Origin of the sequence: Flavobacterium ajazii, from assembly GCF_010614725.1 — a bacterium.
Taxonomy (GTDB): Bacteria; Bacteroidota; Bacteroidia; order Flavobacteriales; family Flavobacteriaceae; genus Flavobacterium; species Flavobacterium ajazii.
In genome coordinates, this window is record NZ_JAAEHL010000002.1 from 162,970 (window position 1) to 180,644 (window position 17,675).

Here is a 17,675-nt window from a genome sequence, read left to right on the forward strand (position 1 = left end):
TTATAATTAACAAAATAAGTTTTTATTTAATCCAACGTGGATCACCAACTTTTCTATCAATCAAAACTTGATTTTTAACTGTGAAATCACCACCGGCTGCATTAACAAATTGCGGATCTAATGCAGTTCCCGCACCATCTGCTTTTAAAGGTGCAACAGCAGTCGCATCATTAAGCGTAGGAGCATTAAAGTAATTATTGTTTTCAAATGTCGGTTCTAAATCTGTTGTAGATTGATTAGAAAACCTTGCAATTGTTGCAGCAAAAATCGAATTCTTAACTGTAACTTCGTTTGTTGTAAAACGAACATACATAATTTGAAGACCACTAGCTGCAATTGTATTAGTTACACCATACAAAGTACAACTATCAATTGTTACATCTGATGTAACAGTCCCAAAAGTAGTGGCATTATCTTCTCTTATGAATGCTGCACCTGGTACACAATTATTAAATGTACTCTTTCTAAGTATAATTTCATCTGCGAAAGCAGCTCTAAAATCTATAAATGACCCTGATCCTGCTGTTCCAACATTGGTAATGACAGAATTTTCTACAATTATTGATGGAATATTAGCCGCAATACCACTTCCTGCTCCGATTAAAGTACGTTCGTAATCATGAATCGTACACCCACTAACAAGAAGCTTACTATAATTCCCACTAACCGAATACCTTATAAAATCTATTTTATTACTTGCTGATGCAGGAGAACCTGTTAAATCCAAATCTATTAAATTAATATTACCTGTAACACCAGTGGTGAAAAGAGCCAAAGAAAAAGTAAGTTTTAATTTTGGTTTATCAAAGCTTCTTAAACCTCTTATAGTAATTGGCTTATTAAGCACAATAGTACTTACTTGAGATGTATAATCTCCAGGCTTTAATATCAAAATATCATTTGCCCCTGCATTAGCTATTATTGTTGCCAAATCATCAGTTGGACCAACCTCTGTACCATCTGAAAGATCAACCTCTGTTTGAATTACTTGCGAACCTCTTCTGGAAGTATTATTGAATATATCTGCAGTATATTTAGTCAACGAGCTTAATCCTGTAACTATTGCAACGCCACTCGTTTTTTCACCTGCAGTAATAGTATGAGTAACTGTAGGTTTTGTCTCATCAGCAGGTGTAAGTACTATTTTTGTAGCACTACTGTTTGCAATCCATCTAAGAGTAGCTTCTTTTCCTAAGATATCACCAGCCTGGGTAGCTAAGAAAATTTGCTCGTCTAAAGTTTGAGCCGTAGTCTCTGACCACTTTGAATCCTCTTTACCTCTATTGCTTACTGCTTTTACTCTGATTGAATAAAGTGTTTCTCCTTCTAAAGCTACAGTTATCGGTAATTGATCAGCGGTAACATTTAATTCTTTAAAAATAGTACCAAAATCAGCATCATTTGCACTAAACTGAACTACATAATGATCATCTGATTCATTGGTATCCCAAACTAACTCAGCAGAAGTTCGATTACGAACTGTAGCCTTGAAACCAGTTGGGGAAAATTCACGATTAGTATCCAATACAGTAATAAGATCTTCTGTATAACTTTCGCAGCTTCCGGCAAGTACAGCTAACATTGAAGCAGCAATTATTCCTTTGAGTATATTTCTTTTTTTCATAATCTTCTTTTTCTACATTAAATAATCATACAAAAGTATTATTGGTTTGGATAACCATAATCATTTAACAATTGTCCATTACTGTTACTAATAAAGTATTGCCAAATAGGCCAAAACTGACGATTATCAGGATTAACACCTGTTTTATACACCGAATTAATTTTAGTATCGTTCAAATTATTCCATGTAAAAGATGAATAATCAGCACCTGGATTTGTAGATTCACCGCGATTTAATCCATAAATCGATAAAATAGTAGTATTATCTAACCCACCATATTTAGATTCATTAGCCACATCTTTTACATATTTATAATATAATGTTGCAGGCACATCTGAATATTCATTAGCTCTATCACGTAAATTAGTCATTTTAGTTTTCGATTCATCCAATTTAGCTTTTAATAGATTCCAACGAATTAAAGCTTGTTTACGCTCCATTTCACCAGTAAACTCAAATTTATGCTCTTTTACAATAGCTTCAAACATAGCTTCTTTTGAAGATAATGCATTTACATAGGCATCCACTTTAGTAGCTCGGTCAGCAGCTGCAAAAGCCCTTTCTCTTATCTGCTTCAAATATGTCGCAGCTGCACCTGGTCCTTCTAATTCATTTGCTGTTTCAGCAGCAATTAACAATACTTCAGCATAACGCATATATACTTTATTTACTCCATCATCACTGGCAGCAGTAACTCTTCGTTTCATCCATTCATAACGATATTTACCAAAATACCATGTATTCAAAGCTACCAATTCCTGTTTAGCAATACCATTCACAGCAGTACCCCAACGATAAGGCACACAAGTTACATCTCTACGGGTATCTTTTTCATCAAAGTCATAAAAAACAGTAGGTAAAGGCCCAGCTGAACCACCTGGTCCTGAACCATTTGACTGAAATTGATTTGGTGACTGATTTTTAACTGCAAAACTATATAATACACGTCCACGACCTTCAGCAAACGGGATTTCCCAAAGTGATTCTCCTCCTGCAGTTATATAATCTTGATTTACATTTCTCCAAAACCCTTCAAAAGTAGAGTCTAACTGCGCTGTACCACTTTGAATTACCGAACGTGCTTCATTTAAAGCTAAGGCATACATTTTAGCAACAGATAAGTCAGGATCATTACTTCTGCGGATTCCATCAGGATATTGTTGATATCCTGAAGCTACTAAAGCCAACCGTGCTCTTAAACCCTTTACAAAAGCTTTATTAATACGCTCAACTGTAGAAGTTTCAGACGATGCATTAGGCCAAGCCACCAAGGTTGAAGCTTCTCCTAAGTCAGCAATCAATTGTTTATAAATTATATCACGATTAGTTTTAGGAAGATATAAAGTTTCGTTGTTGATAGGTTCAAAACGATATGGCACATCACCCCATGCTCTCATTAGATCAGCATAATAAATAGCACGCAATGTTAATGCCTCACCCAAAAGTTGTCCCATTTCTGTTCCTGGGGATGGATTTCCATATTGACGAAGACCTCTAATAGCGATATTAGCACGCTCAATACCTCCATACATCGAAGCCCAGGCATTATCAGCTGTATTCATTTGATTATTATCTATTTTAGCATCGTAAGTACACAAATCAGATTGTCCTGAAACAGATTGTGAATTATTGTACCATTCTGCATCTGTATTCATCCCATAAAATGGTAAAAAACGACCACGATAGGAATTCGTTTCTCCAAAAGGCACCTTAATTCCGTCAATAGCTCCTTTTGCTAACCCCGGAGTAGAAAAAATTACAGATTCATCTAATGTAGATTGTGCCGGAGCTTCCAAATAATCATCTCCAAACTCCTGACAGGCTGTAAAAAGTGTAGCCAAAGCTAATCCTGCAATTATTATTTTATGTTTCATTTTTTTGTACTACTTTAAAATTAGAAATTAACATTTAGACCGAAAATCAACTGCCTGCTACGTGGGTATGCTGATGAATCAACACCCGGTGACAAAGTCGTTTTTCTTCTTGTTGAAACTTCAGGATCTGAACCCGAATAATTTGTCCATACAAATACGTTACTAGCTGTCAAATAGCCACGTAACTTTGTTAAACCTAAATGAGAGATAAAACTTTCAGGCGCAGTATAACCCAGGGTTAAAGTATTTAAACGTAAGAAAGATGCATCTTCTACAGCCCAGTCACTCAAAACAAAACGTCCCATATAAGGTGACCACATAGTTGTATTTGCATTCAAAGCTGCTAAAGCGGTAGGATCTGTAACTAGTTCCCCTGTAGTAGGATTCAAATTAGTCCAACGTTTTCCGTCAGCCATAACAGTACTTAAATTTCTATACTCCCCATTAGTTTGACTGGCTGTAGAAAATTCAATTTTATCCGCATTATAAACATCATAATCAAGAGCCCAGTTAAAAGCTGCAGATAAATCAAATCCATAAGCATTTGCATTAATTACCATACCCCCTGTATTTTTCGGAAGTGCACTACCAATAATCTCTTGATCTTTACTATCAATTATATTATCGCCATTCAAATCTTTTAATTTCATCGAACCTGGCATTGCACCAACAGGACCATTATCAACTAAACCACCTTTTAAAGTATATGTAGTTCCATTCCAATCAAAATCGGAAACCTCATAACGACCAGCATTTCTGTAACCATACATTTGTCCTAAAGCATAACCTTGCATTACCATATAATCGTTAGTAATTTGATTTGATGCCCAACCTGATGAGTATGGAAAATCTCCCATTATACCTAATGAATTGATTTTGTTTTTATTTATCCCTACGTTAAACGAAAAGTTTAACCCATAGTTTTTTGCTTCAATTGCAGCAATATTTAAACTAGCCTCAAAACCAGTATTCTGAGTTTGTCCCATATTACGATATTGGTATTCATAACCCGTACCAGCTACAGGAAATTCAATTAACAAATCACTAGTTTTATTATTGTAAAAATCTAATGTTCCACTAAGACGGTTATTGAAGAAACCAAAATCCAAACCTATATTTTGAGTAACTGTAGTCTCCCATTTCAAATTAGGGTTAGCCATATATTTACTATTTGTAGCCCAACTAGTTGAAACTCCATTTATTGTAGTTATAGGTTTAGACTCAAAGTTTTGAACTGTTTGCCCAGTAGGAATATTATTATTACCCGCTTCTCCATAACTAGCACGGATTTTTAGCTGACTTAACCAACTTTGATCTTTTAAGAATCCCTCTTCTGAAATTTTCCAGGCAGCAGCAAAAGCTGGAAAATATCCCCATACATTATTTCCTAAAAATTTACTTGAACCATCTGCACGAAAAGTAGCTGTTAACAAATAACGATCTTTAAAATTGTAATTTGCTCTACCGAAAAAAGACAATAATTTATCATCTGGAGCATAATAATTATCCACAAAACGGGCTTGATTAGAATTTGAAGGCGTTCCTACATAAGCTGGATTAACTGTACCAGATTGTGTTGTTAATTTTCTTGACAGATCCAAATCAAAAAAATCAGGAAAACCATGAAGCGTATTTGTCAAAGTTGTTGAAGTTGTTCTGAGAGTTTCTTCTCCTACTAATAAATCTATATGATGATTTTTACCTAATAATTTTTTAAAATCATAATTTAAAGTATTGGCATTTCTAAATCTATTATCTTTTTTATCCGTCATTATCAAAGCCGGCATTCCTTTAAAAGGAGCCGTAACATCAGGTGAACTATTAACATAATAAGTTGATGTTCCATAAAAACGAGCATCCTGATAATAAAAATTATCCAAACCTAATTCAGTTTTAAATTTCAAATTATCAACCAACTCCCATGAAAAACTTCCTAACATATTAAAGTTTTTACGCGATTGTTCACGGTCATTATCCCAAACTGAAAGCACTGGATTAACTAAACTATTGGCAACATCTTCATTTGTTTCATCAGTTGAAATTCCTGGGATTGGCAGTGGAGCATAAGCAATTGCATTTCTCAAACGGGAATCAGCTGATGATTTTTCATTTTGTTCGTTTACTCCACCACCATTAATTTGAGTATCAGAATAACGCATTGTATAAGTTAAATCAATTTTATCATTCACTTTACTCTTTAATGCTAAAGACAAGTTATTACGCTTATAGTCAGAACCTAACATAATCGCTTTTTCATCATAGTGAGCATAATTAAAATTGTAATTCAACTTCTCATTTCCTCCTCTAATACCTAAATCACGGCTTTGAACCTCCCCTGTACGTCCAAAAATTTGTTTTTGCCAGTCATTCCCTTTCATTCCTTTATACATATCGTAATCCTGCCAATTACCAAAATAGTTCGTATATGATGTAGGATTAGAAGCTACTTTTGTACCTGATCCTTGATTTAACAAAGCGTACTCATATTGCCACTTTACATAATCCTCTACCGGTAAAACATCAAAATCTTTAGCTCTGGTTTTCATACCATAAAACGCATTAAAACTAACCGCTAATTTACCATCTTTTCCACTTTTTGTTGTAATCAAAATTACACCATTAGCTCCACGCGAACCATAAATAGCTGTAGATGAAGCATCTTTCAATACTGTCAGTGTTTCAATATCAGAAGACGAAATATCACTCATACTATTTACCGGGAAACCATCCACTATATATAGAGGCGCTGCAGATTGCGTTAAAGACCCTCCACCACGAACTCTAATACTGATTTCCGCATCAGGAGAACCTTCTGAACTCGTCACTTGCACTCCTGCAATACGACCTGTCAAAGCTTCAGCTACATTAGGAACAGGCACTTTTTTCAAATCCGTACCCGAAATACTGGCTACCGCTCCTGTTAAATCAGACTTTTTAACTGATCCATATCCTACAACCACTACCTCATTTAAAGCATTTGCTTCCTCAGCTAAAACAATATTAATCGTTTTTTTACCAGCTACAGCAACTGACTGTGTTGTAAAACCTATAAATGAAAACTCCAAAGTTGCTTTTGAATTCGATAGTTTAATTTTGTATTTACCATCAAAATCAGTTGCAACACCGTTTTTCGAACCTTTTTCTAATACATTTACTCCAGGCAAGGTTAAACCTGATGCATCTTTTACGACACCTTCAACTGTTAAATCCTGTGCACTTACCTTATTACTGGTAAGCAAACACAAAAATAAAACAATTGCAAACCAACAATTTGTTCGTTGATCAAATAACTTTTTAAAATTCATAGTTTACTGTTTAGTTTATTTATATAGTTTATTTAAAAGTTCACATTTTATTAGCTTATTTATTTGGAATAAAAATCCTGCAAAAACATTGAAAATGTTAAAAAAAAACGGTTTTTCTTTCACAAAAAAACAACATGTAATCGATTACACAAACATAGAAAAAAAATCTATATAAAAAATTAAATTTCATAAAATAATCACAAAAAAAATTACGAATAAAAAATTATTCTCTTTTTTAATATCATATATTTATTTTTTTACCTCGATAATTATCAAATACACTTTTATTTTTTTTAAGCTTATTAAAATATTGAATTAAATTCAATCGATTGCACGTTCTTAAATCATTTTAACAATTCCAAGAAAAACGTGGATAAAAAGCAATTTCTTACGAATTCAGAATGATTGTAAATTTTGGAAGAAAAATCCAGTTATTATTCCAAAAAGAAAAACTCCTTTATTCAGTAAAAAGAATACAAGCGATATGTTTTGACTCTTTTTTTCACAAAAAGCACCTCAAAGCATTAAGTTTTTTATCACTTAGTCATTCCATGTTAGTTTCGCTTATAAAAAAAGAGCAAATAAGAAATTAACAGGGACCTGTTTTGATTAACCTAAAATGTATCAATTTACACTTCGTTAAACCAACATACCTCCCTTTTATAAATCTTTTTGCATAAAAAAACCTTTAAACAAATATGCTTAAAGGTTTTTATTTTCAAATTTATTCTTCTTAAATATTCTGCAACTGTAAATTTACTTTATGTTTCTGCATTAAAACAAAAGTAATAATTATTCCGGTCACTGCCATTGCGACTCCGACAAGATTCGGTGAAGCAAAATCATAACCAGCAGCCAAAGGCAACCCTCCTAAAAAAGCTCCCAAAGCATTTCCAACATTAAAACTTCCCTGAAGTGATGCCGATGCAATCATTTCAGCATCTTTAGCAGTACGTATCATCAACATTTGAATAGGAGCAATTACTGAAAAAGAAATAGCTCCTGTTAAAAAAGTCAAAAACAATGATACATATTGATTAAAGGAGAAAAAGTAAACCATCAATAGATCAACTACCATTATAAGTAACAAAGCTAATATGGTAGGTGCCGGAGAATATTTATCAGCCAGTTTTCCTCCTGCAAAATTCCCGACAACCATTCCGAAACCAGCAAGAATTAAAATATATGAAACATCTTCTGGCGAAAAATTAGAAATATTAATTAATAAAGGAGCAATATAACTGATCCACGCAAATAATCCTCCAAAACCAATTGCAGTGATTCCGATAATTAACCAGGCTTCTGTTTTTTTGAAAAACTGTAATTGTGTTTTCATATTGACATTTCCTGCTTTTTCCAATTTTGGCATCCATAACGAAATAAATATAAAGGTAAGCAAACCCGTAAAAGCGATTAATATAAAGGTATAACGCCAAATAAAATGATGTCCTATATAAGTACCTATTGGCACACCAATTAAGTTAGCAATAGTTAATCCGGCAAACATAATAGAAATAGCCTGTGCTTCTTTTCCTTTATCTGCCAGACGGCTTGCAACTACCGCTCCTACTCCAAAGAATGCTCCGTGTGGTAAACCAGAAAGAAAACGAGAAGCAAATAAAAAATTATAATTTGGCGCAATTATCGAAAGCGTATTAAAAACGGTTAGCATCAACGCCAATAGCAAAAGCATTTTTTTTGGCGGAAAGTTTCTTCCTAAGATTACTAATAACGGTGCGCCAATAACAACACCCAAAGCATATGATGAAATTAAATATCCAGCAACGGGAATTGACACCTTCATATCTGAAGCAATATCAGGCAAAAGGCCCATCATAACAAATTCAGTTATTCCTATAGTTAAGCCTCCTAAAGACAAGGCAATAAGACTTTTTTTCATTTTGATTCTAGTAGAAAGGAAATTAATTTCTACGATACAAATTTAACACCGTTAACCATCAAAAAAGTTGTATATTTACGATATAAAATTGTAAATTTAAGTTATGCCTAAATTAAATCAGTTTAAAACGTTAGTTCTTGATGAATTTGAAGAAGAAAAATTTCATCTTCCTCCACATACGCATACCTATTACGAAATCATCTATATTAAGAAAGGAAGTGGCGTTCATCATTTAAACAACAATCTATTAGTTTATAAAGCAGGAGACTTATTTGTGATTTCACCAGACGACCAACACTATTTTGATATCAAGAAAAGTACCCGCTTCATTTTTATCAAATTCACTGATAATTATTTCAACTCTAAACAGAGTCTTACCTGCGATGAATTTCTAGTAAATACTCCCGAAAGTTTCATGAGGGATAAAATTTTAAAAGAAACCGTTTTAAAATTTGATGAACCTTGCAAAACAATTCTAAAAAACACGGTCGAAAATATTGTAACCTACGATCGTTATATTGATGTTACCACTTCTCCAATTGTTTTTTATCAGATTCTTTCGATTTTTGGCTTGATTAAAGAAACTATTCGCTGTATGAATCTGCAGATGCAATCGACACATTTAGACAATGAACAAATTGCGAATTATATTCATCAGAATATTTATCAGCCAAAATTAGTTCAGGTTAAAGTAATTGCAGAGCATTTTAATATTGCTCACACCTATTTCAGTGCTTATTTCAAAAGGACTTTTGGCGTTAGTTATCGCGAATACATTCATAATTTACGAACCACTTTAATCGAAAAAAGGTTTCACAACAATCAATTGCCGATTAAACAAATTGCGTACGAATTTGGTTTTACAGATGAAAGTCATTTAACCAATTATTTCAAAAAACGAAAAAACATGAAACCAACCGATTTCAAAAAACTCTAGTTAGCGAAATCTTAAATAATGATTTGCTCGAAGTTTTTTAACTAAATTTGTATTTCTAAAAAACAATTTCTTTGAAAAAGAAAATCCACATAATAATGCTTTTTATAACTCTTAGCTTCTTTTTGAATCCGAGTTATACTTATGCATGCAATACTGGACATTCTAAAGAAATTGCTTCTAATGAAGAAAACAGCTGTTCTAAAAAATGCTGTGAAAAGAAAACTTCAAAACAAGAAAAACATAATTGTGATGGGAAATGCCGTCATTCTGGCTGTAATACAACAGCATTTCAAAATATCATTTTAAACTCAAACGAATTTGATTTACAGAAAAATGTTTTCAATTTTTCTATAAAAAATACTTTTACTTATTACGCTGAGGTTAATATTTCTGCGGGTTTCACTTCAATTTGGCTTCCGCCGAAAATATAATTATTGCATTTGTAACAGCCCATATTGGGTCTTTTTGAAATCAACTTTTTTAATTAATTTTAAAGGAAATAAATTCCTTTACCAAACAGTATATACGATGAAAAAATCAATCATAGCTTTAGCAACAGTATTTACAGTATTATTTAGCGCCAATACTATTCAGGCAAAAAACAATAATTCTGAATTGACAGCAATTGAAATCGCCGATTCTCAATTACAATCGGTTTACGATGCTTATTTTACAGTAAAAGATGCACTTATTAAAAGTGATAGCAAATTAACTTCAGCGAAAGCCGCAAGTTTATTAACTGCAATCACAGCAGTAAAAATGGACAAATTAAAAAGCAACGAACATACGGTTTGGATGAAAGTAGTTAAAAAATTAACTGCCGATGCCAAAAGTATTTCAGCTACAACGGATTTAAAAAAACAACGTGAGACTTTCAAATCGTTATCTAAAAGCACTTACGATTTGATAAAAGTGTCAAGTCCAGCAGAACCAATCTACAAACAATATTGCCCAATGGCTGATGCTGACTGGCTAAGCAAAGAAAAAGCAGTTAAGAATCCGTACTATGGTTTTTCGATGCTGTCTTGCGGAAACGTCATAGAAACGATCAAATAAATATGAAGCTCTACATCAAAAACATGGTGTGCGGCCGATGCAAAATGGTTGTGAAGTCTGAGTTGGAAAAACTCGGACTTCAAACTATTGCTGTTGAATTGGGAGAAGTTGAATTACAGAACGAAATCAACGATTCGCAAAAAGAGGTTTTATTAGAAAATCTCCAAGCTTTAGGTTTTGATTTGATCGATGATAAAAAAACGAAAACCGTCGAGAAAATAAAAAATCTGATTGTCGATTTGGTTCATCATAAAAACAATGATTTAAAAATCAACCTATCAGAATATCTGGCAGAAAACCTTAATCAGGATTATAATTCGTTGAGCAACTTATTTTCTGAAATCGAAAATACGACTATCGAGAAGTATTTCATTAGTCAGAAAATCGAAAAAGTAAAAGAATTGTTGGTTTATAATGAACTTTCTCTTAGCGAAATTGCCGATATTCTCAACTACAGCAACGTAGCACATTTAAGCAATCAATTCAAGAAAATTACGGGCTACACTCCTACTTCATTCAAACAATTGAAAGATAATAAACGTATTCAGATAGAGAATTTGTAAAAGTCAATCTCTCGCAAAGGCGCAGAGACGCAAAGTTTTTTTATTCTCCCGCAGATTTGGCAGATTTAGCAGATAAATTAATTGTAAATATTAAAATTTAAATCAGCTAAATCTGCAGAATCTGCGGGAGACATTTTTTAATTATCTTAACAAATATAAAACTTTGCGTCTCTGCGATTTTGCGAGATTAATAACAACCTTAAAAAAATCTGCTTGAAACAAAAATCTTAGTAAATCTTACAAATCATTCTCAAAATTATACAAATCGTTGTAAATTGTACTTCTGAAATTTGCATTGTAATACTTAAAAACCAATACAATGACCCACCAATATATAATTTCAGGAATGTCTTGCAACGGATGCCGAACCAAAGTCGAAAAAACTTTAAATGAGGTCGAAGGCGTTCAGGCAGAAGTGACTTTAAATCCGCCAACGGCTGTCATAACAATGGAAAACCATGTTCCGACAGAAAAATTTCAGGAAGTTTTATCGGCCGCAGGAAATTATACCATTGCAATGGATTCTCCTAAAAACCATTCTGAACCAGCAATAAAATCATGCTGTTCGGGTCATAAAAAAGAGAACCACGATCACCATAAAACAGCTGAAAAAGTACATCAACATAGTGCAAATGGCCTTTATTATTGTCCAATGCATTGCGAAGGCGACAAAACCTATAATAAACCTGGAGACTGCCCTGTCTGCGGAATGGATTTAGTGCCACAAGTTGCTATCACAGCAACACAATTTACCTGCCCGATGCATCCAGAAATTGTTTCAAACGAACCAGGCGACTGTCCAATTTGCGGAATGGATTTAGTTCCGATGCAGGCTTCAGAAAGCGAAGAAAACAAAACCTATACGGATCTATTGAAAAAAATGAAAATTGCGATTTTGTTTACGCTTCCTATTTTCATTATTTCAATGTCAGAAATGATTCCGAATAACCCGCTTTACAATATAGTGTCTATTGAAAAATGGAATTGGGTTCAGTTTTTATTTTCGATTCCAGTTTTATTTTATGCGGGCTGGATGTTTTTTGTTCGTGCTTACAAATCTATTGTGACTTGGAATCTGAATATGTTTACTCTAATCGGAATTGGAACCAGCGTTGCTTTCCTTTTTAGCATCGCCGGAATGTTTTTTCCTGATATTTTCCCAACCGAATTCAAATCACATCACGGAACGATTCATTTGTATTTTGAAGCCGCAACCGTAATTATCACTTTGGTTTTATTGGGACAATTATTGGAAGCCAAAGCACATGGACAAACCAATGGCGCAATAAAAGAATTACTGAAATTGGCTCCGACAGAAGCTACTTTGGTAGAAAATGGAGTAGATAAAGTAATTTCTATTCACAACATCAAAAAAGGCGATTTACTTCGTGTAAAACCAGGAGAAAAAATTCCAGTTGATGGAAAAATAACTTCTGGTGAAAGCAGTATCGACGAATCGATGATTACAGGAGAACCAATTCCCGTAGACAAAAAAACAGCCGATGCAGTTATCTCAGGAACTATAAACGGTACCAAATCATTTGTGATGATTGCTGAAAAAGTCGGTTCAGAAACGATGCTTTCACAGATTATCCAGATGGTAAATGACGCCAGCAGATCTCGTGCTCCAATTCAGAAATTAGCCGATCACGTTTCTAAATATTTTGTACCCACGGTTGTTATTATTTCTGTGTTGACATTCTTTCTTTGGGCGAAATTTGGACCAGAGCCCGCTTATGTTTACGGATTAATTAATGCCATTGCCGTTTTAATTATAGCCTGTCCCTGCGCGCTTGGATTGGCGACACCAATGTCGGTTATGGTCGGAGTTGGAAAAGGCGCTCAAAACGGCATCCTGATTAAAAATGCAGAAGCCTTAGAAAACATGAACAAAATTGATGTTTTGATAACCGATAAAACGGGAACAATTACCGAAGGAAAACCGTCGGTTGAAAAAATAGCTGCTGTTAATAATGACGAAGATTTTCTGCTTGAAAACATTGCTTCGTTAAATCAGCACAGCGAACATCCATTAGCGCAGGCCGTTGTGCATTACGCGAAAACAAAAAACACTATTTTTAAAGAAGTTCATGGTTTTGAAACTATTGCTGGAAAAGGCGTTTTAGGAATCATAGAAAACAAAAAAGTCGCTTTAGGAAATAAAAAATTAATGGACGAAATTGGTGCCGCTATTTCTTCAGATCTAGAAAAACAAGTTATTGCCGAACAGAATTTAGGCAAAACTATTTCGTATATTGCTATTGATCAGACTATTTTAGGCTATGTTGCTATTACCGATGCCATTAAAGAAAACAGTGCAAAAGCGATTCAAGAATTAATTGCACAAGGTGTTGAAGTAATCATGATGACGGGTGATAATCATAATACTGCAAAAGCAGTTGCCGATCATTTACATCTAAGTTCTTTCAAAGCAGATTGTCTGCCCGAAGATAAATTGAAAGAAATCGAACGTCTGCAAGCTCAAGGAAAAATTGTTGCCATGGCAGGCGATGGAATCAACGACGCTCCTGCCTTAGCACAATCTAACATTGGAATTGCTATGGGAACAGGAACCGATGTTGCGATTGAAAGTGCTAAAATTACTTTAGTAAAAGGAGACTTAAACGGGATTGTAAAAGCAAAAAAACTCAGCCATTCTGTGATGTCAAACATCAAACAGAATTTATTCTTTGCTTTTATTTATAATACTTTGGGCGTGCCAATTGCTGCTGGAATTTTATATCCGATTTTAGGAATCTTGCTTTCGCCAATGTTGGCTGCAGTAGCAATGAGTTTAAGTTCGGTATCCGTAATCGTAAATGCTTTGCGATTGAGAAATTTAAAATTATAATCATTCATGAAAATCAAATACCTCTTTATACTTTTCTTGGTCGCTTTTCAGCTAAAGGCACAGAAAATCGTACGTTACGATTTACATGTTCGCGATACGATTGTCAACTTTTCAGGTAAAGAAAAACGTGCGATTGCAGTGAATGGACAAATTCCGATGCCGACGCTGACTTTTACCGAAGGCGATATTGCGGAAATTTATGTGCATAACGAATTAAAAAATGAAGATACAGCCATGCACTGGCACGGATTATTTTTGCCTAATAAAGAAGACGGTGTTCCATACTTAACTCAAATGCCGATTGAACCGGGAACAACTCATAAATATACATTTCCAATTATTCAGAACGGAACGTATTGGTATCACAGCCATTCAGGACTACAGGAACAAATTGGTTTATACGGACTTTTTATCATCAATAAGAAAAAAGACGATGCAACGATTAGAAAAGGCATTGACGATTTACCGACAATTCCGGTTATTTTAAGCGAATGGTCAGATCTTAAGCCTGAGAATATCCAGCGAATGCTTCATAATGCCAATGATTATTTTGCTATAAAAAAAGGAACCACTCAAAGTTATTTTGAAGCTTTGAAGCAAGGGCATTTTTCGACCAAAGTAACCAACGAATGGAAACGAATGAATGCCATGGATGTCAGCGATGTTTATTATGAAAAGTTCCTGATTAACGGAAAAAACGAACAGCAGTTTTCAGACCTTAAACCAGGTTCAAAAGTAAGATTACGAATTGCTAATGGTGGTGCTTCTAGTTATTTCTGGCTGACGTATGGCGGTGGAAAAATCACCGTTGTGGCCAGCGACGGAAATGACGTTGAACCGGTAGAAGTTGATCGTTTGATTATCGCGGTTTCTGAAACTTATGATGTCGTGGTTACCATTCCAGAGAACAATAAAGCTTTTGCCTTTTTGGCTACAGCCGAAGACAGAACCGGATCTGCATCATTGTTTTTAGGAAATGGAGAAAAACAGCCTGTTCATCATCTTTCGAAACTAAAATATTTTGAAGGAATGAAAATGATGAACGATATGATGAAAATGAATGGCGAAATGAACGATATGGGAATGAATATGTCATTGAACAAAATGGACATGAATGCCGTTATGTATCCTGAAATTTCGGGAGAAGATGAAAATGCAAAACCTGCTATGGATCATTCCAACCATAATATGGACGATATGAAAATGGAACGTGACAGCACCGAAACTTCTGAAATTGTGACTTTGAATTACGGAATGCTAAAATCGCCTTTTAAAACCAATCTTCCGAAAGACGCTCCGGTAAAAGAATTGCGTTTTACGCTTTCTGGAAATATGAATCGTTATGTCTGGAGTTTGGATAATAAAGTAGTTTCTGAAACAGATAAAATCTTAATCAAAAAAGGAGAAAACGTTCGTATTGTTTTATACAATGGATCAATGATGCGCCACCCCATGCATTTACATGGACATGATTTTAGAATTTTGAACGAACACGGCGATTATTCACCGCTCAAAAATGTAATTGATATTATGCCGATGGAAACCGACACAATCGAATTTCAGGCAAATGCCGATGGCGACTGGTTTTTTCATTGTCATATTTTATATCATATGATGGCAGGAATGGGAAGAATTTTTAGTTACGAAAATTCAGCACCAAATCCGTTGATTCATCATCCAGAAATGGCCTATAAAATGTTAAAAATGGATGACCGTATGTTTCATTTTATGGGTGAAAATGATTTTGCTTCAAACGGAAATGATGGTGAAGCTATGTACAGCAACACACGCTGGAGCATCGGAACAGAATGGCGTTTAGGTTACAACAACGAACATGGTTATGAAACCGAAACTCATATTGGAAGATATATTGGAAAAAATCAATGGTTAATGCCTTTTATCGGTTTTGACTGGCGTTACCGAAAAATGGGAATGGACGAACAGGAACAAAATCTTTTTGGACAGAAAAACACCAAAGACAATCGTTCAGTTTTCAGTTTAGGTGCTGAATATACTTTACCAATGCTCGTAAAAGCACAAGTTGAAGTGTATACCGATGGAAATGTAAGAGTACAGTTTGAACGAAAAGATATTCCGCTCTCACAAAGACTTCGAGTGAATTTAATGTGGAATACGGATAAAGAATATATGACGGGACTGAAATACATCGTTGCCCGAAACTTCGGAATCACAACGCATTATGACAGTGATATGGGAATTGGATTTGGGTTTAATTTGAATTATTGATTTTTTGAACGATATAAGTGATTAAGTAAATATATAATAATGTCTTTTAAAATTATTCGAAAAGTAAAACTGAACTATTTAATGGCATCAATTTTGAAAAGGCAAATAATCACCCAAAATCACTTTAAACTAAATTTATGTACGGAATTCTATTACTCTTATTACTTACCTTGCCTTTATTATTTCAAACTATGTTTGGGAGAAAAGCAATTTCAGAAAGCATTAAACTAAATTTGTCGGAAGTATGCCTGATTAGTTTTTTTTCGCAAATTCTCTTTTATTATTTTGCTTTTAAATTACTCGATTATAAACTGAGATCTGAGTCTAATGGACAATTTCATTGCGGAATGCCTTTTGTAGGACTTGTAATCATAGAATTCTTTTTTATAATTGTGTTAATTATCATAATGGTAGTTCAGTTCTTCATAAGAAAATCATATAACCGTAATATTGAAAAGCATTGAATCTTCATATTTTAGATTCACTTTTACTAAAACATTAACAAATCCCTCATTTATACCAATCATAAAACCTTCTATATTTGACTCACTAATTATACTATTACTAATAAAAAATTATAACAAAATGACAAAAGTAATCACCGTAGTAACCGTTGCTCTATTTTCAATTGGAGTAAGTGCTCAGCAAACTAAACCAACGACAAAAGAAAAAGCAAAAAAAGAATCTTGCTGCAAAAAAACAGCAGCAGAAAAAAAATCTTGTTGCGCTAAAAAATAAATTGAACCTGATTTCAACAAAAAGACCTCGCTAAAAACGAGGTCTTTTTGTTATATAATTTTATACCTAAAGATCTACTTCAAACGAACACTCCATTCAAAATCCATTTCAGAAACCTGAACACCTTCTTCATTTGTTCCTACCGATTTCATCCAGAACGTCTGCCCTTCTCCGGTTTCTATCGTTTTTTTGATAGCATCTGCAATTAAATGTCCGTCGTTGCAGACAAATGTAATTCTACCAGTGGCTTTTTTACTGAAGTTTCCTTTATTGTTGGCTACTAACATTGATATTTTTCTACCGCTTTCCTGAATTTGAGAAATCACTAAAGCACCCGTCGTCAGCTCAGCTGCCATTGCCTGAACTGCAAAATACATCGAATTAAAAGGGTTTTGATTAATCCATCTGTGTTTTACTGTTACTGCACAACTGTTTTCGTTTATATCTTTTACACGTACCCCGCAAAAGTAAGCTGATGGTAATTTGAAGAAGACAAATTTATTGAGTTTAGAAACTGAAACTGCCATTTGATATATTTTTTATGCAAAAATACAAAAAAACTATGCGCGCACAATAAATT

Annotated in this window: 12 protein-coding genes; 7 read left to right on the plus strand and 5 right to left on the minus strand. The window is 34.0% G+C overall.

The features are described 5' to 3' along the window. Positions 1-22: 22 nt before the first annotated feature. The 4 genes from GWR14_RS03360 to GWR14_RS03375 all read right to left on the minus strand — a co-directional run bounded on the left by GWR14_RS03360 (position 23) and on the right by GWR14_RS03375 (position 8,703). Positions 23-1,624 (minus strand): DUF5123 domain-containing protein, encoded by a 1,602-nt coding sequence (locus GWR14_RS03360; protein WP_163407643.1) that lies wholly within the window; start codon positions 1,622-1,624, stop codon positions 23-25. Positions 1,625-1,662: 38 nt separating this feature from the next. Further along, a complete protein-coding gene (locus GWR14_RS03365; protein WP_163407644.1) occupies positions 1,663-3,498 on the minus strand; it encodes a RagB/SusD family nutrient uptake outer membrane protein in 1,836 nt (611 codons plus the stop codon). 20 nt (positions 3,499-3,518) lie between these two features. Next, positions 3,519-6,803, minus strand: coding sequence for a SusC/RagA family TonB-linked outer membrane protein (locus GWR14_RS03370; protein WP_163407645.1), 3,285 nt, complete (start codon positions 6,801-6,803; stop codon positions 3,519-3,521). Between the two features lie 733 nt (positions 6,804-7,536). Further along, a complete protein-coding gene (locus tag GWR14_RS03375; protein WP_163407646.1) occupies positions 7,537-8,703 on the minus strand; it encodes an MFS transporter in 1,167 nt (388 codons plus the stop codon). A 103-nt stretch (positions 8,704-8,806) separates the two neighbouring features. Here GWR14_RS03375 and GWR14_RS03380 point away from each other — a divergent pair, with 103 nt between their 5' ends. From GWR14_RS03380 to GWR14_RS03410, 7 genes are all read left to right on the plus strand, one after another. Beyond that, positions 8,807-9,640 (plus strand): AraC family transcriptional regulator, encoded by an 834-nt coding sequence (locus GWR14_RS03380; protein ID WP_163407647.1) that lies wholly within the window; start codon positions 8,807-8,809, stop codon positions 9,638-9,640. A 71-nt stretch (positions 9,641-9,711) separates the two neighbouring features. Next, complete coding sequence (locus GWR14_RS03385) at positions 9,712-10,071, plus strand: hypothetical protein (RefSeq protein ID WP_246236271.1); 360 nt, start codon at positions 9,712-9,714, stop codon at positions 10,069-10,071. Positions 10,072-10,168: 97 nt separating this feature from the next. Then, on the plus strand, positions 10,169-10,696 hold the full coding sequence (locus GWR14_RS03390; protein WP_163407648.1) for a DUF3347 domain-containing protein: 528 nt from the start codon (positions 10,169-10,171) through the stop codon (positions 10,694-10,696). A gap of 2 nt (positions 10,697-10,698) precedes the next feature. Then, positions 10,699-11,259, plus strand: a complete 561-nt coding sequence (locus GWR14_RS03395) for a helix-turn-helix domain-containing protein (protein ID WP_163407649.1) — start codon at positions 10,699-10,701, stop codon at positions 11,257-11,259. A 319-nt stretch (positions 11,260-11,578) separates the two neighbouring features. Next, positions 11,579-14,110 (plus strand): heavy metal translocating P-type ATPase, encoded by a 2,532-nt coding sequence (locus tag GWR14_RS03400; RefSeq protein WP_163407650.1) that lies wholly within the window; start codon positions 11,579-11,581, stop codon positions 14,108-14,110. A gap of 6 nt (positions 14,111-14,116) precedes the next feature. Further along, complete coding sequence (locus tag GWR14_RS03405) at positions 14,117-16,357, plus strand: multicopper oxidase family protein (protein WP_163407651.1); 2,241 nt, start codon at positions 14,117-14,119, stop codon at positions 16,355-16,357. Between the two features lie 585 nt (positions 16,358-16,942). Further along, positions 16,943-17,095 (plus strand): hypothetical protein, encoded by a 153-nt coding sequence (locus GWR14_RS03410; RefSeq protein ID WP_163407652.1) that lies wholly within the window; start codon positions 16,943-16,945, stop codon positions 17,093-17,095. A gap of 74 nt (positions 17,096-17,169) precedes the next feature. Here GWR14_RS03410 and GWR14_RS03415 read toward each other — a convergent pair whose 3' ends face one another. Next, positions 17,170-17,622, minus strand: coding sequence for a DUF4442 domain-containing protein (locus tag GWR14_RS03415; protein ID WP_163407653.1), 453 nt, complete (start codon positions 17,620-17,622; stop codon positions 17,170-17,172). Positions 17,623-17,675: the final 53 nt, after the last annotated feature.

What these genes read in the sequence shown, in the direction of transcription:
- GWR14_RS03360 (WP_163407643.1), bottom strand. Translation starts at nt 1,624, where the DNA reads ATGAAAAAAAGAAATATACTCAAAGGAATAATTGCTGCTTCAATGTTA.
- GWR14_RS03365 (WP_163407644.1), bottom strand. Translation starts at nt 3,498, where the DNA reads ATGAAACATAAAATAATAATTGCAGGATTAGCTTTGGCTACACTTTTT.
- GWR14_RS03370 (WP_163407645.1), bottom strand. Translation starts at nt 6,803, where the DNA reads ATGAATTTTAAAAAGTTATTTGATCAACGAACAAATTGTTGGTTTGCA.
- GWR14_RS03375 (WP_163407646.1), bottom strand. Translation starts at nt 8,703, where the DNA reads ATGAAAAAAAGTCTTATTGCCTTGTCTTTAGGAGGCTTAACTATAGGA.
- GWR14_RS03380 (WP_163407647.1), top strand. Translation starts at nt 8,807, where the DNA reads ATGCCTAAATTAAATCAGTTTAAAACGTTAGTTCTTGATGAATTTGAA.
- GWR14_RS03390 (WP_163407648.1), top strand. Translation starts at nt 10,169, where the DNA reads ATGAAAAAATCAATCATAGCTTTAGCAACAGTATTTACAGTATTATTT.
- GWR14_RS03395 (WP_163407649.1), top strand. Translation starts at nt 10,699, where the DNA reads ATGAAGCTCTACATCAAAAACATGGTGTGCGGCCGATGCAAAATGGTT.
- GWR14_RS03400 (WP_163407650.1), top strand. Translation starts at nt 11,579, where the DNA reads ATGACCCACCAATATATAATTTCAGGAATGTCTTGCAACGGATGCCGA.
- GWR14_RS03405 (WP_163407651.1), top strand. Translation starts at nt 14,117, where the DNA reads ATGAAAATCAAATACCTCTTTATACTTTTCTTGGTCGCTTTTCAGCTA.
- GWR14_RS03410 (WP_163407652.1), top strand. Translation starts at nt 16,943, where the DNA reads ATGACAAAAGTAATCACCGTAGTAACCGTTGCTCTATTTTCAATTGGA.
- GWR14_RS03415 (WP_163407653.1), bottom strand. Translation starts at nt 17,622, where the DNA reads ATGGCAGTTTCAGTTTCTAAACTCAATAAATTTGTCTTCTTCAAATTA.